Origin of the sequence: Duganella sp. SG902 (genome assembly GCF_013376005.1) — a bacterium.
In the GTDB taxonomy this organism is placed as follows: Bacteria; Pseudomonadota; Gammaproteobacteria; order Burkholderiales; family Burkholderiaceae_D; genus Rugamonas.
The window spans coordinates 17409-41940 of sequence record NZ_JABMJK010000015.1; the positions used below are offsets into that span (position 1 = coordinate 17409).

21 protein-coding genes are annotated in these 24532 nt (G+C 64.8%); 7 read left to right on the forward strand and 14 right to left on the reverse strand.

The window, feature by feature from the left end; all coding sequences use genetic code 11:
- Positions 1 to 47 precede the first annotated feature (47 nt).
- Positions 48 to 2726 carry a bifunctional acetate--CoA ligase family protein/GNAT family N-acetyltransferase gene (locus tag FHW83_RS24615; RefSeq protein WP_176649007.1) on the forward strand — a complete coding sequence of 893 codons (2679 nt, stop codon included), beginning with the start codon at positions 48 to 50 and terminating at the stop codon, positions 2724 to 2726.
- On the opposite strand, the gene FHW83_RS24620 is transcribed toward FHW83_RS24615, so the two are convergent.
- Positions 2723 to 3760, reverse strand: coding sequence for an SDR family oxidoreductase (locus tag FHW83_RS24620; RefSeq protein WP_176649008.1), 1038 nt, complete (start codon positions 3758 to 3760; stop codon positions 2723 to 2725). The genes FHW83_RS24615 and FHW83_RS24620 overlap by 4 nt on opposite strands.
- Positions 3761 to 3945: 185 nt before the next feature.
- Between FHW83_RS24620 and FHW83_RS24625 the strand changes: the two genes are divergently transcribed.
- Positions 3946 to 4887, forward strand: coding sequence for a DUF4351 domain-containing protein (locus FHW83_RS24625; protein ID WP_176649009.1), 942 nt, complete (start codon positions 3946 to 3948; stop codon positions 4885 to 4887).
- Here the strand turns inward: FHW83_RS24625 and FHW83_RS24630 are convergent.
- The 9 genes from FHW83_RS24630 to FHW83_RS24670 all read right to left on the reverse strand — a co-directional run bounded on the left by FHW83_RS24630 (position 4881) and on the right by FHW83_RS24670 (position 15294).
- Positions 4881 to 6545 (reverse strand): glycosyltransferase family 39 protein, encoded by a 1665-nt coding sequence (locus FHW83_RS24630; protein WP_373997266.1) that lies wholly within the window; start codon positions 6543 to 6545, stop codon positions 4881 to 4883. The genes FHW83_RS24625 and FHW83_RS24630 overlap by 7 nt on opposite strands.
- Before the next feature lie 4 nt (positions 6546 to 6549).
- Complete coding sequence (locus FHW83_RS24635) at positions 6550 to 7590, reverse strand: bifunctional UDP-4-keto-pentose/UDP-xylose synthase (protein ID WP_176649010.1); 1041 nt, start codon at positions 7588 to 7590, stop codon at positions 6550 to 6552.
- 61 nt (positions 7591 to 7651) lie between these two features.
- On the reverse strand, positions 7652 to 8962 hold the full coding sequence (locus FHW83_RS31235; protein ID WP_176649011.1) for an ATP-binding protein: 1311 nt from the start codon (positions 8960 to 8962) through the stop codon (positions 7652 to 7654).
- A complete protein-coding gene (locus tag FHW83_RS24645; RefSeq protein ID WP_176649012.1) occupies positions 8959 to 9621 on the reverse strand; it encodes a response regulator transcription factor in 663 nt (220 codons plus the stop codon). The genes FHW83_RS31235 and FHW83_RS24645 overlap by 4 nt, the downstream gene beginning before the upstream one ends.
- A 13-nt stretch (positions 9622 to 9634) precedes the next feature.
- Positions 9635 to 11611 carry an LTA synthase family protein gene (locus FHW83_RS24650; RefSeq protein WP_176649013.1) on the reverse strand — a complete coding sequence of 659 codons (1977 nt, stop codon included), beginning with the start codon at positions 11609 to 11611 and terminating at the stop codon, positions 9635 to 9637.
- Positions 11608 to 12441 carry a hypothetical protein gene (locus FHW83_RS24655; protein WP_176649014.1) on the reverse strand — a complete coding sequence of 278 codons (834 nt, stop codon included), beginning with the start codon at positions 12439 to 12441 and terminating at the stop codon, positions 11608 to 11610. The genes FHW83_RS24650 and FHW83_RS24655 overlap by 4 nt, the downstream gene beginning before the upstream one ends.
- Positions 12442 to 12461: 20 nt before the next feature.
- Entirely contained in the window at positions 12462 to 13190 is a 729-nt protein-coding gene (locus tag FHW83_RS24660) for a hypothetical protein (RefSeq protein ID WP_176649015.1), read from the reverse strand.
- Positions 13187 to 14296 carry an exo-alpha-sialidase gene (locus FHW83_RS24665; RefSeq protein ID WP_229224347.1) on the reverse strand — a complete coding sequence of 370 codons (1110 nt, stop codon included), beginning with the start codon at positions 14294 to 14296 and terminating at the stop codon, positions 13187 to 13189. Before FHW83_RS24665 ends, FHW83_RS24660 begins: the two co-directional genes overlap by 4 nt.
- 218 nt (positions 14297 to 14514) lie before the next feature.
- Positions 14515 to 15294, reverse strand: a complete 780-nt coding sequence (locus FHW83_RS24670) for an IclR family transcriptional regulator C-terminal domain-containing protein (protein ID WP_176649017.1) — start codon at positions 15292 to 15294, stop codon at positions 14515 to 14517.
- A 133-nt stretch (positions 15295 to 15427) separates the two neighbouring features.
- Here FHW83_RS24670 and pcaH point away from each other — a divergent pair, with 133 nt between their 5' ends.
- Genes pcaH through pcaD form a run of 4 tightly spaced genes read left to right on the forward strand, consistent with a single transcriptional unit; the run spans position 15428 to position 19106 of the window.
- Complete coding sequence (gene pcaH / locus FHW83_RS24675) at positions 15428 to 16120, forward strand: protocatechuate 3,4-dioxygenase subunit beta (RefSeq protein ID WP_176649018.1); 693 nt, start codon at positions 15428 to 15430, stop codon at positions 16118 to 16120.
- Positions 16121 to 16132: 12 nt separating this feature from the next.
- Positions 16133 to 16633: a protocatechuate 3,4-dioxygenase gene (locus FHW83_RS24680; RefSeq protein WP_176649019.1), complete on the forward strand. Its 501-nt coding sequence runs from the start codon at positions 16133 to 16135 to the stop codon at positions 16631 to 16633.
- 2 nt (positions 16634 to 16635) lie between these two features.
- Positions 16636 to 17847: a 3-carboxy-cis,cis-muconate cycloisomerase gene (gene pcaB / locus FHW83_RS24685; protein WP_176649020.1), complete on the forward strand. Its 1212-nt coding sequence runs from the start codon at positions 16636 to 16638 to the stop codon at positions 17845 to 17847.
- A complete protein-coding gene (gene pcaD, locus FHW83_RS24690) occupies positions 17844 to 19106 on the forward strand; it encodes a 3-oxoadipate enol-lactonase (RefSeq protein ID WP_176649021.1) in 1263 nt (420 codons plus the stop codon). Before pcaB ends, pcaD begins: the two co-directional genes overlap by 4 nt.
- Here the strand turns inward: pcaD and FHW83_RS24695 are convergent.
- Complete coding sequence (locus tag FHW83_RS24695) at positions 19103 to 20272, reverse strand: 4-hydroxybenzoate 3-monooxygenase (protein ID WP_176649022.1); 1170 nt, start codon at positions 20270 to 20272, stop codon at positions 19103 to 19105. The genes pcaD and FHW83_RS24695 overlap by 4 nt on opposite strands.
- A gap of 120 nt (positions 20273 to 20392) precedes the next feature.
- On the opposite strand from FHW83_RS24695, the gene FHW83_RS24700 reads away from it, so the two are divergent.
- Entirely contained in the window at positions 20393 to 21253 is an 861-nt protein-coding gene (locus FHW83_RS24700) for a helix-turn-helix domain-containing protein (RefSeq protein ID WP_176649023.1), read from the forward strand.
- Between the two features lie 8 nt (positions 21254 to 21261).
- Here the strand turns inward: FHW83_RS24700 and FHW83_RS24705 are convergent, their stop codons facing one another.
- The 3 genes from FHW83_RS24705 to FHW83_RS24715 form a co-directional block, all read right to left on the reverse strand.
- On the reverse strand, positions 21262 to 22425 hold the full coding sequence (locus FHW83_RS24705; RefSeq protein ID WP_176649024.1) for a Gfo/Idh/MocA family protein: 1164 nt from the start codon (positions 22423 to 22425) through the stop codon (positions 21262 to 21264).
- 147 nt (positions 22426 to 22572) lie between these two features.
- Positions 22573 to 23601, reverse strand: coding sequence for an AraC family transcriptional regulator (locus tag FHW83_RS24710; protein WP_176649025.1), 1029 nt, complete (start codon positions 23599 to 23601; stop codon positions 22573 to 22575).
- On the reverse strand, positions 23598 to 24494 hold the full coding sequence (locus tag FHW83_RS24715; protein WP_176649026.1) for a GGDEF domain-containing protein: 897 nt from the start codon (positions 24492 to 24494) through the stop codon (positions 23598 to 23600). Before FHW83_RS24715 ends, FHW83_RS24710 begins: the two co-directional genes overlap by 4 nt.
- Positions 24495 to 24532: the final 38 nt, after the last annotated feature.

Consider the following 24532-nt stretch of genomic DNA (forward strand, 5'->3'; position numbering starts at 1 on the left):
CTTGGCGTATAGTATGGCCTGCCAGTTGTTGTCAAAAAAAGGAAGTCATGGACCTGCATTACCTTAGCCCGCTGTTCGCGCCCAAGTCGATCGTCGTTTTCGCCGGCCCGCCGGATCAAGCGGAGCGGCAAAACGTCTACGGGCGTTCGATCTGCGCGCAACTGCGCGACGGCGGCTACGAAGGCAGCCTGACCTTCCTGGATGTCAGCATGACGGGCACCCTGGCCGACCTGGTGCAATCGCGCGCCGACCTGGCGCTGATCGCCCTGCCCAACGATGAACTGGCGTTCGCGCTGGAGGTGGCCGGCCGCATCCAGTGCAAGTCGGCGTTGATCGTCTCGTCCGGCGTGCCGCCGGCGCAGGCGGCCGAACTGCACGCCATCGCCCGCAAGCATGATATGTATTTGCTTGGTCCGAACAGCCTGGGTTTCCAGCGCCCGCGCCTGCGTCTCAACGCCGGCGTGGCCGGCAAGCTGGCGCAAGCCGGCGGCCTGGCCCTGATCTCGCAATCCGGCGCCCTGACCTCGGCCATCCTCGACTGGGCCGGCACCAACGCGGTCGGCCTGTCGGCGGTGATCTCGCTGGGGCCGAACACCTCGGTGGACCTGGCGCAGGCGCTGGATTTCCTCGCCACCGATCCGGCCACCGAAAGCATCGTGATCTACATGGAAGGCATTACCGACGCGCGCCGCTTCCTGTCGGCGCTGCGCGGGACGGCCAACACCAAGCCGGTGGTCATCATCAAGGCCGGCAACGGCGCGGCGGCCTCGCGCGCGGCGGCCACCCACTCGGGCACCCTGATCGGCAGCGACGAGGTGTTCGACGCCGCCCTGCGCCGCACCGGCGCGGTGCGCGTGACCACCTTCGTTCAGTTGTTCGCGGCCGCCAAGTGCCTGGCTTCGCGCTATCGTCCGGTCGGCCCGCGCCTGGCCGTGATCAGCAACGGCGGCGGCCCCGGCGTGCTGGCGGCCGACTGGCTGGCCAAGCTCGGACTGCAGCTGGGCCAGGCCGGCCCCGAGGCCGCGCAGGCGCTGGCGCCGGAACTGCCGCCGCACGCCACCCTGACCGACCTGCTCGACCTGTCCGAGGAAGCCGGCCCACAGCATTACGCCGCCGCGATCCGCTCCTGCGCCCAGAATCCCAACATCGACGGCCTGCTGGTGATCTACTCGCCCAAGCTCGATGGCGACCCGGTGGCCGTCGCGCGCGGCGTGGCGGAAGCCGGCCGTGGCCTGAGCAAGCCGCTGCTGACCTGCTGGATGGGCGACGAGCGCGTGACGCCGGCGCGCCACCTGATCGCCCAATCGGGCCTGGCCAGCTTCCGCACGCCGGAAGCGGCGGTCGATGGCTTCAGCAGCATCGCCATGTTCTATCAGAACCAGCAGTTGCTGCAGCAAACCCCGCCGCCGCTGTCGCAGTTGGGCAAGCCCGACCTGGACGGCGCGCGCCGGCTGGTGGAAAGCGTGCTGGCCGAACGGCGCAGCGTGCTGACCGAAATGGAATCGAAGGCGCTGCTGGCGGCCTTCCACATCCCGATCACGCCCACCATGCCGGCCCGCAGCGCGGCCGAGGCGCAACTGATCGCCGCGCAGCTGGGCTACCCGGTGGCGCTGAAAATCGACTCGCCCGACATCAGCCACAAATCGGCGGTGCAAGGGGTGGTGCTCAACCTGGCCGACGCCGCCGCGCTGTCGGCCGCCTACAGCGACATGCTGGCCAACGTCCAGCGCCTGCAGCCGGGCGCGCGCATCAACGGCGTGACGGTGCAGCGCATGGCGGGCAAGCGCGATGGACGCGAACTGTATATCGGTGTCGCCAGCGATCCGCTGTTCGGCCCCATAATCGGCTTTGGCGCGGGCGGCACCATGATCGACCTGCTCAACGACCGCGCGGTCGAACTGCCGCCGCTGAATCCCTTCCTGGCCGAGCGCCTGGTGGCGCGCGCCCGCGTGGCCAGCACGCTGGGCGAATGGCGCGGCGCGCCGGCGGCCGACCTGCAGTCGATCGAACATATTCTGCTGCGGGTATCGGAAATGGTGTGCGAACTGCCGCAGTTGCGTGAGCTGGACATCAATCCGGTGATCGTCGACCAGAACGGCGTGCTGGCGGTCGACGCGCGGGTGGTGGTGGGCGCGGCGCCGCCATCGGCGCAGCGTTTCGACCAGTTGGCCATCATGCCGTATCCGTCCAATTACACCAGTCAGTGGCCGATGCGCGGCGGCGGCGAGTACGCCCTGCGCCCGGTGCAGCCGACCGACGCGGACATGCTGCAGGCGCTGGTGCGCGGCCTGTCCGAGCAGTCGCGCTACAACCGCTTCGCCTCGTCGCTGCGCGAACTGTCGGCGCAAATGCTGGCGCGCTACACCTTGATCGACTACGACCGCGAAATGGCGCTGGTGGCCGTGCTGACCACCCGCACCGTGGAGGACGACGGCAGTTTCCACGAGACCGAAAGCATCATCGGCGTGTCGCGCTACATCGCCAATCCGGACCGCAGCAGCTGCGAGTTCTCGCTGCTGGTGGACGACAAATTCAGCGGCCAGGGCCTCGGCACGCGCCTGATGCTGGAAATTATGGACGTGGCGCGCGATCGCGGCCTGACCGAAATCGTCGGTCTGGTGCTGCGCAAGAACCGGCCGATGCTCAAGCTGATGACCAGCCTGGGATTCCAGATGCGTCCCTACGAGGACGATCCGGAATTCCAGCTGTGCAGCAAGGCGCTCTAGGCGTCGTGCGTTGCAGGCGCGGCCTGCGGTGCGCTCATCTTCCAGGCCGCCAGCAGCGCGCCGCCCACCAGCAGCGATAACGCCAGCGGCTTGCCGCGCGTGGTCAGGTAGGTGTAGGCCGAGCGTTCGAGCACCGGATTCTCATGGCCGCCCTGGCGCTGCCGCAGTTCCAGTCCATTCGGCTGGTATAGCGCGTCGCTGCGGTCCGGCGCCGACGGCTGGTCTTTCCGCTGCTGGCGGAACATCATCAGGTTCATGACCTTGTCGAGTACGCGCGGCACGCCATGGCCTTCCATCGACACCATCTTGGCGGCGCCGCCGACAAAGATGTCGCGCTGCTGGTGCTCGGCGGCGTATAGAATGGCCTCCGCCACCACTTCCGGCGCGTACAGCGGCGCCGGCAGCTCCGGCTCGTTCTTCATGTAGTTACGCGCGTGCGGCACGAACATGGTATCGATGGCGGCCGGCTTGATCAGCGTGACCGAGATCGGCAAGCCATCCTTCTCCACCTCCATGCGCAGCGAATCGGTGAAACCCTTGACCGCGTGCTTGGACGCCGAGTACATGCCCTGCAGCGGCACCGCGCGCTCCGACAACTCGCTGCCCAGATTGATGATGGCGCCGCCGTTTTCCCCCATCAGCTCCATCGCCGTCAGCGAGCCATGCACCACGCCCCAGAAATTGGTCTGAAATAGTTTGTGCTGGTCTTCCAGCGGTACATCGCGGTAGCGGCCGAAGATGGAAACGCCGGCGTTGTTGATCCAGCTGTCGATACGGCCAAAGCGCTTGATGGCGGCCCTGCCGAGCGCCTGGACTTCCTCTTGCAAGCCGACATCGGTCGGCACGGCCAGCGCCTCGCGGCCGCCGGCGCGCAGCTCGGCCGCCAGCTTGTCGAGCGCGTCGCTGTCGCGCGCCGCCAGAACCAGCTTGGCGTCTTTGCCCGCCGCCATGCGCGCGGTGGTCAGGCCGATGCCGCTGGTGGCACCGGTGATGACAACAACTTGTGAACTGAGCTTCTTCAAACGGATAGTCATTGCGTCCTCCTCATGGTGAAGGCCAAGTGTCTGTCCCGCGCCATACGCCTTCTGTGCGCAGGCACTCTCAGAAGCGAAAAAGTTCTTTGCCTTTTGTCATACCCCGAAAGGCGATCTGGTAACAAACTGTTCAGATGCCACCTACCGCTCCGCCTGCCCGTTACGATCTGCCGTGGAAAGTTGTGTTGACACATGCTTTCCGCTCCTTCATGGATTTTTACTTTTGCGACTTCAGCGCACGCATCGATTGGCGGCAACGGCCGCGCTTTCGGGACAAAGAGCTGGCAAGGGTGAGTTTTGGTGCGACGCCCGACATCATGGTGGCCGATAAACTTGTAGAGGTACGTCTGCTTGACGGGAGCCGGCAAGCATTGCTCATTCACGTTGAGATTCAGTCCCAGCGTGACGCCACGCTGGCGCGGCGGATGCGCGACTACAACTATCGAATTGCAGAGATCTACGGTTTGCCGGTTGCAAGCTTGGTTTTGCTGGCTGACGAGCATCCAAATTGGCGTCCACGCTGTTTTCGCCGGCAGCTCCCACACACGATGATCGAGTTCTCCTTCGGCACCGCCAAGCTGCTCGATTACGCCGCCGATATCGAGGCGCTGGAATCTTCCCGCAATCCGATTGCATGGGTTACGTTGGTGCACTGGCGCTCGCTACAGACTCATCATGATGCTGGCAAACGCTACGCGGCAAAGCTGCACTTGACCGGTTTATTGTTCCGACATGGCTGGAGCAAAAGGCGCATAATTGTGCTACTCAATGTAGTCGACTGGATGATGACTTTGCCTGCGCCGTATCAACGACGTTATCAGAAGGCCATCCTGCAATTGGGAAAGGAACCTCACATGAAACCATTACTCAGCCCGCTGTGGCAAATGTTCGTCGACGACGGCATCAAGATAGGTTTGGAAAAGGGTTTGGCGAGAGGCAGGCAGGAAGGTGAGGAACTCGGTCGCAAGAAAGGCGCGGTAGCCATCCTGGAGCGGCAGCTCGAGCGGCGTTTCGGCCCGTTGCCGCAAGCTGCCCATAAGAAGTTGGCCAAGGCCAGCATGAAGCAAATAGAAGCCTGGAGCGATGCGCTTGTGACGGCGGAATCGCTGGAGCAGGTTTTTCAGTGAATGACGAAATCTGCCCGTGTGCCAGATACAACCGGGGGCGCAACTGGTGGCGACGAGATCAACACCCTTCTGCCGTCGTCGGAAATCAGCGTCATGGGCAACTGGCGCTGCCGCAGTTCCCGATACACCGATGGCTTCACGATAGCATATTGCGGCTGTCCTAGCGCCGCACGCACGCCCCAGCGGGCCGCGAATACATCCAGCGATCCAATGCCACGCTCCGGCTCTTGTTGCAACCCAAACGCCAACTCGTCGGTGTAGGCGACGGGGATCACGGTGTGCCGCATGTAAAAGGTCATCGATTGTTCATAGTCGCCCACCGCGTACACCGGCGTCGATGGTTTCAGTACCGCGCGCAGCTGCAGGGCCATCGCTTTTCCAGCATGCTCGCGCCCCCATGGCTCAGTCGCCGCCATGCCCAACTGTGTCATGACCCAAACTGCGCAGGCCTGCACTGCGATGGAGGCGGTGCGATGGCCGCGCCACTCCAGCAGACATCCGGCAATCGCGCCAAGCAGCGCGCCTACTCCTGCGCTTATCACCAAAGGACGCACGGCAGCCAGCGCGGGCACCTGCAACGCCGCAACGGCCACCGCCACACCGACAACCGCAAGTATCGCCGGCATCGCCAACGCCGCGGCCCGCGAGACGGAGCCCAATTGGCGGCCAATCAGCAGCGCCAACGCGGGGAACACCGGCAGCATATAGCCCGGCAGCTTGGAACTGGAATAGCTGAAGAAGGCGAGGATGAAGAGAATCCAGATCACCAGCAGCATCGCCGGCTGGAAGCGGCCTGCCACCTTGCGGCGCGCGGCGGCCAGGCCGGCAGGCGCCATGGCGATCCAGGGCATGGCGGCCGGCAGCAACAGGACGATGAAGTAGTACCACGGCCCTTCGCGGTGATGCTCTTTCAGGAAGAAGCGGTCCCAGTGTTCGTGGATGAAGAAGAATGCCGGCTGCTCGGGATTGCGTGCCGCGACCAGCAGGAACCACGGCAAAGAAATCAGCAGGAACAGTGGCAACCCCAGACCAAGGTGCAGCCGACGCCAGATAGAGCGGTCGCCACTCAGCAGCGCGTACAGCACCAGAACGCCGCCGGGAAGCACGATGCCGATCAGGCCCTTGGCCAGCAGCGACAGGGCCATGCCGGCCCAGCACGCGAGCATCCAATCGCGGCGCTGCGAGGCCGAGGCGGTATCCTGCTGCGCGATCAGCATGGCGCATAGCGCGCCGCCCATGATGGCGGCCACGCTGAGGTCCAGCGAATTGAATTGCGAGGCGCCAGCCCAGAACACCATCGAAGCCAGCACCATCGCGGCGTACAGGCCGGCCCGGCCGCCGAACACACGGGCGCCGGTGTAGCCGACCATCAGCACGCCGAAGATGCCGCATACGCCGTTCCACAAGCGCGCCTGCCAGTCGCCAATCCCGAACACGGCGAACGACAAGGCGCTCATCCACGCATGCAGCGGCGGCTTCTCAAAGTATTTGATGCCGTTCAGGCGCGTGGTGACCCAGTCGCCGCTGAGCAGCATCTCGCGCGCCATTTCGGCATAGCGTCCCTCATCGGGCGGCAACAGCGTGCGCAGATTCAGCACGAACAATGACGCCACGATGAAGATGGCGGTCAGCAGCCACCATGGAGCACGGGTACGCACGGCCTTAGTTCATCAGCGCTTTTGCCTCAGCCACCTGGCCGCGGTAGGCGTCGAAGATTTTCTTCAGGGCGTCGGCCATGGAGGTGGTCGGCTTCCAGTCCAGCTCCTCGCAGGTGTTGGTGATCTTCGGCACGCGGTTCTTGACGTCCTGGTAGCCGGCGCCGTAGTAGGCGCCCGAGGTGGTCTCGACGATCTTGACCTTGGCCGCGCCTTCGGCGTATTCGGGATACTGCGGCGCGAGCGCCAGCATCATGTTGGCCAGCTCGCGGATCGAGTAGTTGTTGACCGGGTTGCCGATGTTGTAGATCTTGCCGCTGGCGGCGCCGTTCTTGTTCTCGATGATCTTCATCAGCGCGTCGATGCCGTCGTCGATGTCGGTGAAGGCGCGCTTCTGGTGGCCGCCGTCCACCAGCGAGATGTTCTCGCCGCGCACGATGTGGCCGAAGAACTGCGTCACCACGCGCGACGAGCCTTCCTTCGGCGTGTGGATGGAATCGAGGCCGGCGCCGATCCAGTTGAATGGGCGGAACAGCGTGAAGTTCAGGCCCTCCATGCCGTAGCCCCAGATCACGCGGTCCATCAGCTGCTTGGCGTTGGAGTAGATCCAGCGTGGCTTGTTGATCGGGCCGCAGATCAGTTCCGAGTTCTCGGGATCGAATTCCTCGTCGTGACACATGCCGTACACTTCCGAGGTCGACGGGAACACCAGGTGCTTGCCGTACTTGGCGGCCGAACGCACGATCGGCAGGTTGGCCTCGAAGTCCAGCTCGAACACGCGCAGCGGGGCTTTCACGTAGGTCGACGGCGTCGCGATCGCCACCAGAGGCAGGATCACGTCGCACTTCTTGATGTGGTACTCCACCCATTCCTTGTTGATGGTGATGTCGCCCTCGAAGAAGTGCATGCGCGGATGGGCCAACAGATCGCTGATACGGTCGGTGTTCATGTCCATGCCGTAGACATGCCAGTCGGTGGTTTCGAGGATGCGCTTGGACAGGTGATGGCCGATAAAGCCGTTCACGCCGAGAATGAGAACTTTTTTCATTTGACACTGCCGCTCAAAATTCAGGAAGCGGCAGTTTGCCTGACCAACTATTAACGTAGCATTAAATCTTCGCGGTAGCGGGAAACAGTACCGTCACGCTCAATCCACGCCCCGCGTCGCCCTCGGACAATGCAATTTCGGCATGATGATGGTCGGCGATATTGCGCACGATGGATAGCCCGAGCCCCGCGCCCCAAACCTGCTGCCCATCCGGGCGGAAGAAACGGTCGAACAGGCGGCCGCGATACTCGGCCGGCACGCCAGGACCGTTGTCGCGCACCCGCAGCATGGGGCGGTCACCGTCGTAATCGGCCTGCAGATCCACCCGGCCGCCGCGCTGGGTGTAGCGCAGCGCATTGTCGACCAGGTTATTCAACAGCACGCGCAAGCCATCGGCGTCGCCGTCGATCACCACCGCGCGCGGCGCCTCGATACCCAGGTCGATGTCGCGGCTCTCCGCCAGCGTGGAGTGGTCGGCCACCGCCTCGGCCAGCAGCCGTCCCAGGTCGACCGGCTTGTGCTGCGCGGCCGTCATCGCGGTTTCGTGGCGCGCAAGGCTGAGCAACTGGCGCACCAGATGGGTGCCGCGGTCCAGCCGCTCATCCAGCTTGGCCAGCGCCAGTGCGCGTGCCTCGTCGTTGGGCGCCCGCTCGACCAGTTGCAGCTGCAGCTTCAACGCCGTCAATGGCGAGCGCAGCTCGTGCGCGGCGTCTGCCACAAAGCTGCGCTGCGCCGCCAGCGCTTCTTCGAATTGCTGCATCAGGGCGTTGAGCGCCAGCGCCACCGGCTTCAGCTCGGGCGACAGATCATCGGTGGGTAGCGGTTCCAGCGCCGATGGCGAGCGGCCCTGCACCGCTTGCGCCATCCGGTCCAGGGGGCGTAACGCGCGCCCCACCACCACGACCACCAGCAGGCCAAGCACCAGCGCGAACAGGATCAACGGCGCGCCGGAGCGCAACGCCATTTCCGCCGCCAACTTGTTACGTACCGCCACCGGCTGCGCCACCTGCACATAGCGCCCGCGCCGCTGTTCGCCGTACACGCGCCAGTGATGGCCATAAATCTTGACCGTCGTGAAACCGCTCACCGCGTAGCGCGGCAGCGCCGGCAGGCCGTGGGTGATATGCACCTCCATGCCCTGCTCGTCCCATGCCTGCAGGACGAATTCCTCTTCGGGATCTTCCGCCGCCGGCAAACCGGTATCGGGCGCGAATTCGTTGGGCAATGCTACCGCCAGTTGGCGCAACTGCAGGTCGGCCAGCTCATAGGTTTCCATCCGCAGCGAACGGTAAAGCAAGGCGCCGGCGCCCAGCACACACGCCACCGTGGCGCCGAGCAGGCCAACCAGCAGTTGGCGGCGTATGGTTTTCACGGCGCCGCCGCGATCTTGTAACCGACGCCGCGCACGTTCTTGATGAAGTCCGAACCGAACTTCTTGCGCAGGTGGTGAACATAGACATCGACGGTGTTGCTCTCGACCTCGGCGTTCCAGCCATACAGCTTTTCCTCCAACTGCGCCTTGGACACCACGCTGCCTGGATTATCGAGCAGCGCGCGCAACACGGAAAACTCCCGGGCCGACAGTTTGACCGGCTGTCCGGCCAGCGTGGCTTCGTGGCTGGCCAGGTCCAAACGCAGGCTGCCATGCTCGATGATGGAACGGGTGCGGCTGACACGGCGGCGCAGCAGCGCGCGGATACGCGCCAGCAGCTCGTCCAGGTCGAAAGGTTTGACAAGGTAGTCGTCGGCGCCCGCGTCGAGGCCTTCCACGCGCGCCGGCGTGCCGTCGCGCGCGGTGATGATCAGCACTGGCAAATCGTCGCCGCGCGCGCGGGTGGCGCGCAGCACTTCCATGCCCTGCTTGCCCGGCAGGCCCAGGTCCAGCAGCATCAGGTCGTAGGCGACGCCGGCCAGGGCCAGTTCCACTTCACGGCCGTTGCGCACCCAGTCGACCGCGTAGCTCTCGCCGCGCAGTCCTTCCTCGATGCTCTCGCCGATCATGGGATCGTCTTCGACCAGCAGCAGGCGCACCCCGGCCTCCGTATTATTTACCGCCCGGCGGCAGCTTGTAGCGCTGCTCGCGGTACAGAATGGACGGCAGCACCACGTGCGACATGGCCTTGTCTACCAGCTGCGGTTCCGGCACGCCGCCGGTGGTCAGCACGCCGGTGGCGGCGTCGTACTGGCCCGCCAGCGGCGACTGGCCCGGACGCAGGATGGTGGCGGACGAACCTTCCAGCCAGGCGAAGTAGTTGTCGAACTGGATCAGCGCGCGGCCCGGCGTTTCGCTGTCGCGCGCCAGATCGCGGCCGATCATCGGGTGCTCGCTCGACAGACCGATCAGCGACAGCAGCGTCGGTCCGAGATCGACCTGGCTGGCGATGGTGGTGATGCGCTTCGGTTGCACATCCGCGCCGAGGATCAGCCCCGGAATGTGGAACTTCTTGATCGGCACCAGGCTGTCGCCATACACGCGGTTATCGTGGTCGGCCACGATCAGGAACACGGTGTCCTTCCAGTAGTCCTGCTTCTTCGCCTCCACGATGAAGCGGCCCAGCGCGTAGTCGGCGTACTTGACGGCGTTGTTCACGGTCTGTTTTTCCGCGTCGTGCAGCTTGATGCGTCCATCCGGGAACTGGAACGGCTCGTGGTTGGACGACGAGAAGATCAGGCTGAAGAACGGCTTGCCGCTGGCATGCAGGGTTTTCAGACGCTCCAGCGATTTGTCGAACAGGTCCTCATCCGACGCGCCCCAGCTGCCTTCGAACACCGGGTTCATGTCTCGCCGATCCACCACCTTCTGGAAGCCGTTACCGGTAAAGAAGCTGCGCATGTTGTCGAAGTGCGCCTCGCCGCCATACACGAATTCCGTATGGTAGCCATGTTTGCCCAAGCCTGCCGCCAGCGTATAGAAGTTCTGCTGCGACAGCGACAGCTTGACCACGCTGCGCGCCGGGGTCGGCGGATAGCCAGCCACCACCGCCTCGATGCCGCGCACCGAGCGCGTACCGGTGGCGTACAACTGCTCGAACCACCAGCCCTCTTTCTTCAGCTTTTCCAGTTCCGGTGTGACGGGCAAGCCGCCCAGCGATTCGACAAAGGTCGCGCCCAGGCTTTCCTCCAGCACGATCACAAGATTCAGCGGGCGCTCGCGCTGCACCACCGCCACCTGCTTGTGCAGCGTCGGCAGATCGGCGGAAGTGAATTGCTGGTCGCGCAGCCATGGCGCGCTCTTCACCACTTCGAACACCTTCTCACGAGGGTATTTTCCGTAGATTTCGGACGAATTGGCCTCGTGACCCATGGCGTTGATCGCATCCAGCACCGACCACGGGGAGTTGATGATCAAGGAGTTGACCATGGCGTCGCCGGTCAGCGCGAACAGTGCCGGATTGGCCGGACGGTGCGCGGTGGTCGAACGGATCTGGAACACCACCAGCAGCACCAGCAGCGGCCACAGGGCCAGCAACTTGAGCGGACGCCATGCGGTGATGTTGGCCGACGCCGCCTTCAACAGCTTGTAGATCGCGGTGCCCAGCAGGATGGTGAAGCCGACACCCAGGATGAGCGCGATGCGGAAGCCGTGCCACAGGGTGGACATCACCTCGGCCGGATAAGACAGGTATTCGACGAACAGGCGGTTCGGCCGCACATCGTACTGCATCACGAACTGCGGCGTGGACAGTTCCATGAAGACGATGAAGATCAGCGCAAACGTCCCCCACACCACCGTGAAATTCTTCCACAGCCCCAGCGTCCTCTTATGCGCCAGCAGCGGCGACAGCACCAGCGGCAAGGCGATCAGGTAGCCCAGCATGATCAAGTCGGCTCGCGCGCCCTGCACCATGATCTGCCCGAGGATGCCGGTGGCGGACACGCGCTCCCACTGCCACGCCACCAGGCCGGCGCGCGACAGCGAGAAAATAATCAGCCCAAGCAGCAGCAATTGCAGCAAGCCCGCGAAGGGGCCGGCCCACAGCGTCAGTTTTTCCAGCCGCGATGCGAAACGCCGCAGCATCATTCAGCACCAAAGCCAGGGTGGCTGGCGATGTATGCGCCGGCGCCCGCGCCGGCGCTCAGCATCCAGCCGCACAGCAGGATGAACACCAGGATCATGCAGAACAAGGTGGCGATGTTGCGGCTGTCGCGCGATTCGCCGAACACCGGCTTCTTACCGTAGTTCACACCGAAGAAGTAAGCGGCCACCGTGGTCACCAGATAGTGCATGGCGCCGAACAGCTCACCCAGTTCGCCCTTGCGTGGATGGTCCACCAGCACGTGCGACAGGATCACCAGCACGATATAAATCACCGATGCCGACAGCGGCGGCAGGTACAGGCCAAACTTCTCTACGAAGTCACGCACGGCGGGACGCTTGCGCGCCAGCAGCGGCAGGATGATGTTGTGCGTCAGGCCGACAATCGCGATCACCTTCAGCAGCACCGCCTTGTGCAGGCTGCTCTTGCCCATGGCCAGATTGTGCAGGTTGGTCTCGCCCTGGCGGTTATTCTGCGCGAAGAATTCCGGCGGAATGATGTGCAGCACGCGCTGGAACCAGCTCACTTCTTCCAGCGCGGCCAGGCCCACCAGCGCGGTCAGGCCGGCGAAGGCCAGCAACTGCAGATTGACTTTCGGCTCGCGCTGCCACTGCTCCACCGTGAGAAAGCCCAGCAAACCAGCCAGCAGCGAGAAGCACAGGAACTGCATCCACTCGACGATGCCGTCTTCCACCAGCAGCCGCCACAGCGCCGCCGAGTCGTGCGACCAAGCGATCGCCAGGCCGAGAATGAAGACATTCAGGATAACACCGGTGGCGATCACCGGATGAACGTACCACTTCGTCGATACCATGTAAAACTCCCTTGTTTGTATTATTTATACTGCACTTGATCGATGCTGGCGGCGTGCGCCTGTACCAGTTCCGGCTCGGCGACAATCGCGTCCTGCGCTTGCTGCGCTTCCAGCGCCGCCTTGCGCGCGGCGTGGCGGCGCATACCTTCCAGGATCACCGATCCCAGCGCCCATGCCCACAGCAGCGGGTCAAGCAAAGCATCCCACAGGTTGCCGCTCGGCAGACGCAGCAGCGAAAACAGCAACACGCTGGTCAACAGCGCCGCGCCGGCGGTGCCGGCGTAACGGAAATAGACAGCCGCGGCGCCGCCCAGCGCGGCGGCGCACGTCAGCAGCGTGGCGGCGCCGGAATCGAAGCCGCGATAATAGAGCCCCAATGCCAGCACGCCAAACGCGTCGAGATAGAGAACCACGCCGACCAGCGTAAGCAGCAGCGCAAAGACTGGATTCAGCGGGAAGACCACCGGCCGTTCGTTCCAGCGCGCGAACAGCGCCACCAGGCTGTAGCCGGTCAGCAGCCCGCTCGGATACTGGAACACCAGCGTGAGCCAGTAGGCCGGCGACGCCGCGCCAGGCAGCAGCATCACCACCGCCACGGTGCCGATGACGATCGCCTTGGAGCGGCGCGCCAGTTGCGGAAAAATCTTCGGCAGCAGCGTGGGCAGCACCGACAGAAGCACCGAGGCGGCGATCAGCCCCCACGCGATGCGCGCGTAGATGATCTGCAGGTCGAGATCGGGCAAGCTCATAACAGGTCCTTCCCGTCGTTGATTTTCAGGCGATGGTGCGCGATCGCGCGGCGCTGGTGGGTGTAGGTGATGTGCAGTTCATCGCCAACCTGGAACATGGCCGGATAGGAGAACTCGTCGCCCGGATTGCCGGCGACGATATCGGTCAGCGGCTGCCAGGTTTGTCCATCGTTCGATATCGACAGCGACAGCGTGCTGCGCGCGGTCTTGCGGTTGGTGCCCTGGTTGGCCAGCATCAGCAGGCTGCCGCTGTGCAGGCGCAGCACCGCCAGCGAGGTGCCGAGATTGCGGATCGAGGTCGGCCCCAGGTCTTCCCAGCTGGCGCCGCCGTCGTGGCTCACCGCTTGCTGGACCATGGAGTGGTCCTTGTTCGCATCGCGCATCCAGGCGCGGATTTCGGTCGGCGACACCGGCACCAGCGTCGGCTGCAGCGAGCGGGTACGCTCGCCGATGCGCGTCAGGCGCTGCGGATCGCCGTTGGCGTCGAAGGACACCAGCATCGGATATTTGTGGCCGATCTCGAAATACACCGGCAGCCACCAGCCGCCATCGGCCAGGCCCACAGGGGTCGAGCGCACCAGCACGCTGGTATTAAATACGGGTGACATCGGCAGCACGCGGCGCACCTTGAAACTGTGGCCCTCGTTCTGCGATTCCAGCTGCACCACGCGCGAGGCGGCCCAGCCACCCAGCCCGGTGGCCACCACATACAGGTGGACCGTGCCGTCGGCGGCGGTCCAGGCGACCGGGTTGCCGATGCGGCGCACGCCGTGGCCCAGCGCCTCGCCCAGCGAATCGCGACTGGCCACCACCCAGTTATCGCTCCATTTGCCGTTGGACCAGCGCGAGGCGTAGACCTGCACGTCCGGACCGCTCTCGCGGCTGCCGGCCCACCAGAAGGCGATCAAATCGCCCTGCGGCAGCTGCGCCAGCGCGCTGGCGTGCGCCGACGGCACGCCTTTCGGCATCGGAATAATGGTGCGGGAAACCTCGCTCAGGCTGACCGGCGATGGCGCGGCGGTGCTGACGGTCGCCGGCTTGGCGTGATGCTGACGCGCGCGCGACCAACGCCAGCCTTCCGAGGCCAGCACGGTTGCAACCGCCAAAATGCATACTACGACGGCCAGCTTGCCTGGCCGCTGCGTCGGTGGGCGTAAAACTCCCATTCCGTCTCCAAGAGAGAGGGACTGAAGGACGCCGTCACCGTGATCCTCTTGCCCTGAAATAATCGTACCTCCTCCAAACGGAGGAAGACGGTATCCTACAGGAAAACTCCAATCTGATGTTGAGCACGACGCGATCCGCATTGACGCAGTTGCAATATTTACAGCATCGCATTGAGCTCGACTTGTATCTTCAGCAAGGCCGGCAGGCAGCGTTCGGTCATCTGCTCCAGTGTCATGCGGGCGGCGTGGACGCTGATGTTCATGGCCGCCACCACCTCGCCGCGGAAGTTCCTCAATGGCACGGCCATGGTGCGCAGGCCCAGCTCCAGCTCCTGGTCCACCAGCGCGTAGCCCTGGCTGCGCGCGCGCACGATGGCCTCGCCCAGCCGCTTTTTGTCGATGATGCTGTGCTCGGTGATCGGCTCCAGCTGCACCCGCTCCAGATACGCATCCAGCTGCGCCTGCGGCAGGCTGGCCAGCAGCACGCGGCCGTTGGCCGTGCACCATGCCGGCACCCGCGTGCCCGGTTGCAAGGTCACCGACACCAGCTGCCCGGCGCTGACCGCCGCCACGCAAACCAGCTGGTCGTGATCGAGCACGCCGACCGAGGCCGCCTCCCCGTTCGCATACGCCAGCCGGTACAGCAGCGGCTGCGCCAGACGCGGCAGGCGCGCCGAGTGCAGATAGGACTGCCCCAGCCGCAGCACCATCGGCGTCAGCGAAAACAGCTTGTTTTCATGGCGCATGTACCCGAGGTGGGTTAAGGTGATCAGATAGCGCCGCGCGGCCGCCCGCGTCAGCCCGGTGCGCTCGGCCACCTCGGCGATGCTGAGGCGGCTGCGCTCCTGGTCGAAGGTGGCGATCACTTGCAGGCCTTTTTCCAGCCCCGCCACCAGATCGCGCTGCGCTGGCTGGGTGATGTTGTCGTCGGCGTCCATAGGCAAATAATTGGCGATTTGTGCGATATGCGCACATTTTGTGCGAATAGCGAATATAGCACGCATCCGCCATCTTGTCCGCCGCCGCCCTGCTTCGTACCATCATCACAGCATTCACTAGAGGAGACTAGCTGTGAAATTCGACGCCATCGCCCCCGGCATTTATCCGGAACTGGTTTATCCGCCCTACAAATCGACCGTCCACCGCGGCCCGACGCAACCGCTGCTGCGCCTCGACGCGCCGGTGCCGGTCTCGCAAAGCATCGCGCCGAAGTCGCGCATCCTGCTGCCGCACGACGCCGACCTGACCGCGCATGGCGAAGCCGCGCCGCTGGGCGAGAAGATCGTCGTCACCGGCCGCATCGTCGACGAGGACGGCAAGCCGGTGCGCAACTCGCTGCTGGAAGTCTGGCAGTGCAACGCCGCCGGTCGCTATCGCCACAAGAAGGACCAGCATGACGCCCCGCTCGACCCGAACTTCAATGGCTGGGGCAAGATGATGACCGATGATGATGGCCGTTATCGCCTCGTCACCATCAAACCCGGTCCCTACCCATGGGGCAATCACGACAAGGCGTGGCGCCCGGCGCACATCCACTTCTCGTTGTTTGGGAATGTCTACGCGCAGCGCCTGGTGACGCAGATGTACTTCCCCAGCGACCCGCTGTTCGCCTACGACCCGATCTTCCAGAGCATTCCGGACGAAGCCGCGCGCCAGCGCCTGATCTCGCGCTTCAGCATCGAGGAAACCGTGAGCGACCAGATGCTGGGCTATGAATTCGACATCGTCCTGCGCGGACGCTACGCCACCCCATTCGGCATCTGAGGAGAACAGTCCATGAGCAACATCACCACTTCGCAAACCATCGGCCCGTTCTCGCACGAGGCGTGGAAATGGGCGACCGAACTGACGCCGGCCGCCGGCGCCATCACCATCAGCGGCGCGATCTACGACGGCGCCGGGGTGCCGATCAACGACGCGCAGATCGAATCGTGGCAGCCGGCCGCCGCCGAAGCGGAAGCGGCGGCCGCGATCCCCGGCTTCCGCCGCGTGCCGAGCGGCGAGGATGGCGGCTTCCGCTTCCAGCTGACCAAGGTAGAGCAGGCGCCGGGCGAGCCGGTGGCTTACATCACCGTGTTCGCGCGCGGCCTGGTGAAGCACCAGTTCACCGCCGTGTTCCTGGCCGACGACCCGGGCCTGTCGCAGTCCGCTATACTGGACCAGGTGCCGTCGGCACGCCGCGCCACGCTGCTGGCCGAACGCAACGCCGACGGCAGCTACCGCTGGGACATCCACATGCAGGGCGAACGCGAGACCGTGTTCTTCGATTATGAGTAAACATGAGCGTATCAATATTCGATAGCTTCCTCACCAGCGGCGACATGATCGCGGTGTTCGACGACGCCGCGATCGTCCAGGCCATGCTCCGCTTCGAACAGGCGCTGGCCCAGGCGCAGGCCGATGTCGGCCTGCTGCCGCAAGCCACGGCGCAAACCATCGCCAGCGCCTGCGACGTGCACCGCTATGACGTGCCGGCCCTGATCGTCGCCAGCCGGCGCGCCGGCAGCCTGGCCATCCCGCTGGTGAAGGAACTGAAAAAAACCGTCACCGCCGCCGATGCGCAAGCCGGCGGCAAAGTGCACTTTGGCGGAACCAGCCAGGACGTGATCGACACCGCCATGGTACTGGCCACGCGTGAAGCCTTGCAGCTGCTGGACGACGGCCTGCACGACCTGACCGGCCACCTGTTGCAACTGGCGGAACAGCATACCGGCACACCGGTGCTGGCGCGCACCCTGATGCAGCCGGCGCAAATCACCTCGCTGGGATTCAAGTTTTCCGGTTGGCTGGCGCCGTTGGTGCGCGCCCGTCAACGGCTGCGCGAAGCCGGCGCGCGCGCGCTGCAACTGCAGTTGGGCGGCGCAGTCGGCACGCTGGAGGTGATGGGCGAACAAGGCCCGGCCGTGGCCGAGCGCATGGCCGCCATCCTCGGCTTGCGCGCGCCGGACGCCGCGTGGCACACGCAGCGCGACGAGTGGGTGCGCCTGGGCCTCGAGGTGGCCGTGTTAAGCGGCAGCCTTGGCAAGATCGCCACCGATCTAAGCCTGATGGCGCAAGGCGAAATCGCGGAACTGGCGGAACCGTCGGGCGAAGGCCGCGGCGGTTCTTCCGCCATGGCGCACAAGCGCAATCCGGTATCGGCCATGATCGCGCTGGCCGCCGCCACCCGCACACCGCAGCATGGCGCGGCGCTGCTGGCGGCCATGGGGCAGCAACACGAGCGTGGCCTGGGCAACTGGCAGGCGGAATTGGCCGAATGGCCGTCGCTGTTCCTGAGCGCCCATGGCGCGTTGCAGGCGCTGAACGAAGCCATCGCCGGCCTGCGAATCGACAGCGACCGCATGCTGCGCAACATTGGCGAATTCAAGGAGCTGATGTATCCCGGCTCCGCCAAGGACGCGGCGGAGATCGCCCGCCCCGCACAACGCCTCGCCGAACAACAACTGCGCCAACTGCGCGCGGAAATCACCAAACTATCAACACCATCATGAGCTACGATCCTATCGACCACGATTTCGAACGCGGCCTGCACAACCGCCGCGCCATCCTTGGCGACGCGTGGGTAGAACGCTCGCTAAACAACGCCAACAACTTCAATGCCGATTTCCAGAACCTGATCACGCGCTTCGCATGGAATGAGATCTGGGGGCGTCCGGGGTTGGAGCAGAAAACCCGCCGCGCCATCGTCCTTTCCATCACCATCGCGCTGGGCCGCTGGGAAGAGTTCGACCTGCACGTGCGCGCCGCGCTGCTGGGCGAGGATAGCAACCGCCTGACGCCAGACGAACTGAAAGAAGTCCTGATCCAGTCAGCCATCTACGCGGGCGTACCGGCCGCGAACACCGCCTTCACCCACGCGCTGGCCATCCTGCGCGAAGTCGGCCCGCAGATCGGCTACGAACTGTCTCCGCTGGCGCCCGCGGCCACCGCACATTCCGGCATTGGCCGCGAAGGCCGCACCAACAGCCTGCCCTATTTGCACTACAGCGTGCGCGAGCCGCGCAACGGCAAAACGCCGCGCCGCACCGTGGTGCTGAGCCATGCGCTGGGTTGCGACCTGACGATGTGGGACCAGCTGGCCAACCTGCTGTCTGAAGACAGCCGTGTGATCGCCTACGACCATCGCGGCCATGGCGGTTCGGATGCGCCAACCGGTCCTTACAGCATGGCCGACCTGGCCGACGACGCCGCGCGCCTGCTGCGTGAACTGGATACCGGCCCGGTAACCTGGATCGGTTTGTCGATGGGCGGCATGGTGGGCCAGGAATTGGCACTGCGCCACCCATCATTGGTCGCCGCGCTGGTGCTGGCGAATACCACGTCGTCGTATCCAGCGGCTGCGCAGGCCATGTGGGAGCAGCGAATCGCCACGGTGCGCGAAGGCGGGCTGGCCGCGATTGCGGACGCCGTCATGGGCCGCTACTTCCATGATGGGTTCCGCGCAGGGAGCGTGGCGACCGTGGAGCGCTTCCGCCGCCGCCTGCTGACCACCGGGCCGGAAGGCTATGTGGCCTGCTGCGCGGCGGTTGCGGGCGTCAATACCACTGCGCGTCTGCCGGGGATCAATGTTCCGGCGCTGGTGATTGCCGGTGAACTGGATGCTGGCACGCCGCCAGCCATGGCGGAGGAACTGGCCCGGCACCTGCCGCGCGCCGAACTGCGTGTGATTCCTCAGGCCTCCCACATCAGTGCCATCGAACAGCCGGCGGCGTTCGCGGCACTGGTGCGGGAGTTCCTGGCGTCGGTTTAAAACGCGCCGACGTAATTCTCGGCCAGCGCTGTCGCCAGCGCTGGCGAGCTGACGATGTTTTCCAGCTCCGCGCGCTGCATCTCGCGCTCGAACGGCGTAGCATCCGCAAAGGTGTGCAGCAGGCGCGTCATGGTCCACGAGAAGCATTCCGCGCGCCAGATGCGCTTCAACGCCGTTTCGCTGTAGGTCTGCAGCAGCGCTTCACCGCCGTTGCGGTAGAACTCCACCAGCCCGGCCGTCAGCACCTTAACATCCGATACCGCCAGATTCAGGCCCTTGGCGCCGGTCGGCGGCACGATGTGCGCCGCGTCGCCGGCCAGGAACAGGCGCCCGGCCTGCATCGGCGTCGACACAAAGCTGCGCATGCCAATGATCCCCTTCTGGAAGATCTTTCCCTCCTTGAGCTTCCAGCCATCGTGATTCTCCAGGCGTCCATGCAGCTCGGCCCAGATGCGATCGTCCGACCAGTTATCGACCTTGTCGGCCGGGTCGCACTGGAAGTACAAGCGCTGCACGGTGGGCGAACGGGTGCTGACCAGCGCGAAACCGCGCTCGTGCTGGGCGTAGATCAATTCCTCCGACGACGGCGCGGACTCCACCAGAATGCCGAACCAGCCGAATGGATAGATCTTCTGGTAATCCTGGCGCGTGGCCTGATCCGGCATCGCCGGACGCGAGACACCGTGGTAGCCGTCGCAGCCGGCGATAAAGTCGGCATCGATGCGCTGCGCCTCGCCGGCATGGCGGAAGGTGACGAACGACTTGTTGGTGGAAACATCGTGCAGCGCCACGTCGCTGACTTCAAACAGGATGGTGCCCTGCGCGGCCAGGCGCGCCGCGACGAGGTCTTTCAGCACCTCGTGCTGCGGATAGACGGTGATCGACTTGCCGGTCAAGCCATGCAGGTCGATGCGATGACGCTTGCCGCCGAACGCCAGCTCAAAACCGTGGTGCAGCGCCCCCTCCTTGCGCATACGCTCACCGACGCCGGCGGCCGTCAGCACGTCCATCGTGCCCTGTTCCAGCACCCCAGCGCGGATGGTGGCTTCGATATCGGCGCGCGAACGGGTTTCGAGGACGACGGAGGAAATCCCTTGCAAATGCAGCAAATGGGACAGCAAAAGGCCGGCGGGGCCGGCGCCGATGATAGCGACTTGGGTACGCATGTTTTATCTCCGATGTGGTTTAGGTATGACGTCATCGTAGCGGCCCTGAGCCGCAAAAAACATGGATGAAAAACGCTAAAACTTGTACTATTTTGACAGACTATACTCCTGTTGACGGCAATGGCGACCCAAGAAATCCCCCAATTCGCGCTATACGGCGAGCAGAATCGCGATGCCAGCGCGGAGTTCGTGCACATAGAGCTGATCGAAACGCGCAGCCGGATGTACGACTGGCACATCGGCAGCCACACCCACCCTGGGCTGTTTCAGGTACTTTTTCTACTTGGCGGCGAGGTCCGCGCCAGTATTGGGGATGCCGTGTGGCAGTGCGGCGGCCCAGTGGCCATCACCATCCACCCATCGGTGGTGCACGGCTTCGACTTTTCTCCCGGCGCGCACGGCTACGTGCTGACTGTGGACCAGAACGTGATCTTCTCGGCCGCACACGGCCAGGGGGATTTGTATTCGTCGTTGTTCGTGCAACCGCTGGCGATCGACTTGAGCGGCATCCACCAGCGGTTGGTGGCTTTGCTGGAGAACCTGAGCATGGAAGCCGCGTGGCCGGAGTACGGCCACACCCTGATGCTGGAATGGCTGGCGCGCAGCGCTCTCCTGCTGCTGGTGCGCGCGCAGGCCGAGACCAGGCTGGCCGACCAGTCCGGCCGCAGCGACTTCGAACTATTCAGTCGCTTCCGCGCCGAAGTCGAGCAGCACTACAAGGAGCAATGGCAGGTCGGCCAGTACGCCGAAGTGCTGCGCGTAACGCCGACGCGGCTCAACCGCCTGTGCCTCAAGCTGTCCGGCAAATCCGCCTTCGACCTGACACAGGATCGGCTGATGCTGGAAGCCTGCCGCAAGCTGACCTATCTACCGGCCAGCATTGCGAGCATCGCCTATGAGTTGGGCTTCCAGGACCCGGCATACTTCAGCCGCCTGTTCAAGAAGCGAATGGGCAGGACGCCGAAAGAGTTCCGGCGATAGCGCGCGAATCAACCTTGCGGCACGGCTGTCCAGACACCGCCGGAGCGGGACGAAGCCTGCACCGTTTCGATGAACTGCACACCGCGCACGCCATCGGCAATAGTGGGGAACTGCGCCGGGCCGGGATCGCCGCCGTCACGCCGCGCCAACAGGTGGCAGGCGATTTCGCTGTACAACCCGGCAAACGCGTCGATATAACCTTCCGGATGGCCGGCCGGGACACGGCTGGTGCGTGCTCCGGCCGCGTTCATCGAGGTGCTGCCGCGCGTGATGATGCGGCTCGGCTCACCCAGCGGCGTCCAGCGCAATTCGTTCGGATGCTGCTGCTCCCACTCGATGCCGCCCGCGCTGCCGAAGACGCGGATGCGCAACTGATTCTCATGGCCGGGCGCGACCTGGCTAGCCCACAGCATGCCGCGCGCACCGCCGGCGTAGCGCAGCAGCACCTGCACATCGTCGTCAATCGCGCGACCAGGCACGAAGGAGCTCAATTGCGCGGCCACGGATTCCAAGGGCTGACCGACGATGGTATCGGCCAGTTGCCATGCGTGCGAGCCGATGTCTCCGATGGCGCCGCCGCCCGACTTGGCGGGATCGGTGCGCCACGCAGCCTGTTTGTGGCCGTCCTGCTCCAGCGGCGCGGCCAGCCAGTCCTGCGCATATTCGACCTGCACCACGCGGATCGTGCCAAGCGTCCCCTCGCGCACCATCTGCTGCGCGTGGCGCACCATGGGATAAGCGGAGTAGTTGTGCGTGACCGCGAACAGCAGTCCGCGCTCCTCCGCCAATGCCTGCAGCATGAGGGCATCGGCGCTATTGGTGGTTACTGGCTTATCGCAGATGACGTGGATTCCCGCCTCGAGGAAGACGCGCGCCACGGGGGCGTGCATGTGGTTCGGCGTGACGATGACCACCGCTTCGATGCCATCAGCGCGCGCGGCCTCCGTCAGCGCCATTTGGCGATAATCGTCATAGACACGTTCGGGATCGAGACCCAGCGCGCGTCCTGAGCGCCGGGACGCCTCTGGGCTGGACGACAGCGCGCCAGCCAGCAACTCGTAGCGGTCGTCGAAGCGCGCCGCGTGGCGATGCACGGCACCGATAAAGGCGCCCTCGCCGCCACCCACCATGCCCAGCCGGATACGGCCGGGGAAAATTCCAGGTTGTTCCATTAGTTCCTCTCAAGCGGACATTGATTGCGGAAGCAAACCGCATCGTTCAGCCGAAGTATACCCCGGCGCCGCTCCTAAATCCGGGGTCAGGTCCTCCATTTCAGCATGAGCCCGTGTAGAAATGGAGGACCTGACCCCGGATTTCAGTTACGGCGGGACGGCGCGCAGCAAGCTCGGAACCAGCCCGGTCCAGCGCTTGAAGGAGCGGCGGAAGTTGGCGGCGTCGTGGAAGCCGAGGTAGTGCGCCACCGCTTCGTTGTCGTAGCCGCGCATCTGGAACAGCTGCATGGCTACGTGCGCGCGCACCTGGTCCAGCTCGGCCTGGTAGTGGCTGCCGTGGCGCGCCAGGTGGCGCTTCAGCGTCGCCGGGCTGACGCCGAAGGCGGCGGCGCTGCCTTCCAGCGTCGGCCTCAGGCGGATGTTTTCCAGCAGATGGTCGTACAGCGCCGTCAACAGGCTCGGCGTCAGCGCCTGGTCGCCCGCCTCGGCCGCCACGCCTTGCAGCGCCACCGAGGCGGCCATGGCGTTGCCACGCGGCCAGGGCCGGTCCAGCCAGGCAGGATCGATCAACATCGCGTCGAGATGGCAGTGGAAGCGCAGTTCGCTGCCGAGATGGACTTCGTGCTGCTCGACGTGCGCCGGCGTGCTGCGGTTGAGGCAATAGCGCCACGGCAGACGCTCGCCGCTGAGCCAGCGGCACATGGCGGTCACCGCGGTCATGTGCATTTCCACCAGCGCCGGCAGTTGGCTTGGCGCGCCGAAGCTGTCGGTCCAGTAGAGCACGGCCAGTCCGCCCTCTTCGATCAGGCGCGGCGTCAGCAAGGGGCACAGGCGCGCATGGCCGGCGCACAGGATGCTCAGCGCCTGCCGCAGGTTCTGCGCCTGTAACAGCGCGTGGCTGAGGGCGCCGTAGTGGCCGGGCAGCATTTGCTGCCCCAGCATGAAACTACTGTCGGGACTGTCGAGCGCGCGCAGGACGTTGGCCAGCAGTTGCAGGTACTCGGCCGCCGTCAGCATGCAGTCGGCGGATGGCATGTCCCAACCCGTCAGGCCGGTGCCGCGCAGCGGCTGGGTGCCTTCACGGTCAAGCTCGCGGCTACAGGCGTAGTCCAGCACCAGCGCTGGCTGGTGCCGCGCCGGGAGGTAGCGGTCGCTACTCTGTCGATAGGCGATCACGCCGCTGCCGCCCCGCTCGCCTTGCCTTCGGCTTGCAGCGCCAGGTCACGGCCTAGCCGCGCCAGCAATTCATCGGGCGGCGCGTCGGCGGCGACGCAGGCGTGACGCAGGCTGATAGGGACCCGGCTGTCCTTGGCGTGGTGACGCATTTGTCCCACCATCGCCACCAGATGCCAGGCCATGGCGTCGGCCTGGGCGGCCGAGGTGCCGGGCATCAGCAGGGCGAAGCGGTCGCCGGCGTAACGGCACAGCAGATCGTCGTTACGCAGGTTGAGCAGCAGCATGTGGCCGACCGCCTGCAATACGCGGTCGCCTTCGCGCTGGCCGTATTCGCGGTTGATCAGGTGGAAGCCGTCGATGTCGAGCAGCACCAGCGCGCACGGCCGGCCGGGACGGTGCGTTTGCTCGTGGCGGATCTGACGCCGCAGGTAGTCGGCGTTGGCCAGCTGGGTGATGCGGTCAAACGCGCGGTGCTCGCGGAACAGGCGTTCGCGCTTTTGCAGGTGTTCGTTGAGGCGAAATTGCTCGTGGCGCCAGTAGTACATGCCGCAGGTGACGCATAGCATGCCGAGCGGCACCAGCGCCTCCAGCCAGTGATCCCAACGCGCGCTCTTGCTGATGGCGAAGAACTCGTCGAGGCAGTCGGCAAACGAGCCAATCATGATCATGGCCAGGCCGCCGGCCAGCAGGCGCGTCACCAGTCCGCCGGGACGGCTGCTCAGGGTGAACAGCACCCAGATGCCAGCCATGACGGCGGTGCCGCCCTCGCTGATGATGTCGGTCCATTTCCAGATGGTGATGGGTTTGGCGTGGCCGAGCGTGGCATACAGGAAGACGCAGACCAGCAGCGCGAGGCCGGAGACGATCAGAGTGAGGCGGTGTAGTTGCAGCATGGGCATGATGATGGACGTGATGTGTGCAGCGGCAGCAT

What these genes read in the sequence shown, in the direction of transcription:
- FHW83_RS24615 (WP_176649007.1), top strand. Translation starts at nt 48, where the DNA reads ATGGACCTGCATTACCTTAGCCCGCTGTTCGCGCCCAAGTCGATCGTC.
- FHW83_RS24620 (WP_176649008.1), bottom strand. Translation starts at nt 3,760, where the DNA reads ATGACTATCCGTTTGAAGAAGCTCAGTTCACAAGTTGTTGTCATCACC.
- FHW83_RS24635 (WP_176649010.1), bottom strand. Translation starts at nt 7,590, where the DNA reads ATGAAAAAAGTTCTCATTCTCGGCGTGAACGGCTTTATCGGCCATCAC.
- FHW83_RS24650 (WP_176649013.1), bottom strand. Translation starts at nt 11,611, where the DNA reads ATGATGCTGCGGCGTTTCGCATCGCGGCTGGAAAAACTGACGCTGTGG.
- FHW83_RS24655 (WP_176649014.1), bottom strand. Translation starts at nt 12,441, where the DNA reads ATGGTATCGACGAAGTGGTACGTTCATCCGGTGATCGCCACCGGTGTT.
- FHW83_RS24660 (WP_176649015.1), bottom strand. Translation starts at nt 13,190, where the DNA reads ATGAGCTTGCCCGATCTCGACCTGCAGATCATCTACGCGCGCATCGCG.
- FHW83_RS24670 (WP_176649017.1), bottom strand. Translation starts at nt 15,294, where the DNA reads ATGGACGCCGACGACAACATCACCCAGCCAGCGCAGCGCGATCTGGTG.
- FHW83_RS24680 (WP_176649019.1), top strand. Translation starts at nt 16,133, where the DNA reads ATGAGCAACATCACCACTTCGCAAACCATCGGCCCGTTCTCGCACGAG.
- pcaB (WP_176649020.1), top strand. Translation starts at nt 16,636, where the DNA reads ATGAGCGTATCAATATTCGATAGCTTCCTCACCAGCGGCGACATGATC.
- pcaD (WP_176649021.1), top strand. Translation starts at nt 17,844, where the DNA reads ATGAGCTACGATCCTATCGACCACGATTTCGAACGCGGCCTGCACAAC.
- FHW83_RS24695 (WP_176649022.1), bottom strand. Translation starts at nt 20,272, where the DNA reads ATGCGTACCCAAGTCGCTATCATCGGCGCCGGCCCCGCCGGCCTTTTG.
- FHW83_RS24700 (WP_176649023.1), top strand. Translation starts at nt 20,393, where the DNA reads ATGGCGACCCAAGAAATCCCCCAATTCGCGCTATACGGCGAGCAGAAT.
- FHW83_RS24705 (WP_176649024.1), bottom strand. Translation starts at nt 22,425, where the DNA reads ATGGAACAACCTGGAATTTTCCCCGGCCGTATCCGGCTGGGCATGGTG.
- FHW83_RS24715 (WP_176649026.1), bottom strand. Translation starts at nt 24,494, where the DNA reads ATGCTGCAACTACACCGCCTCACTCTGATCGTCTCCGGCCTCGCGCTG.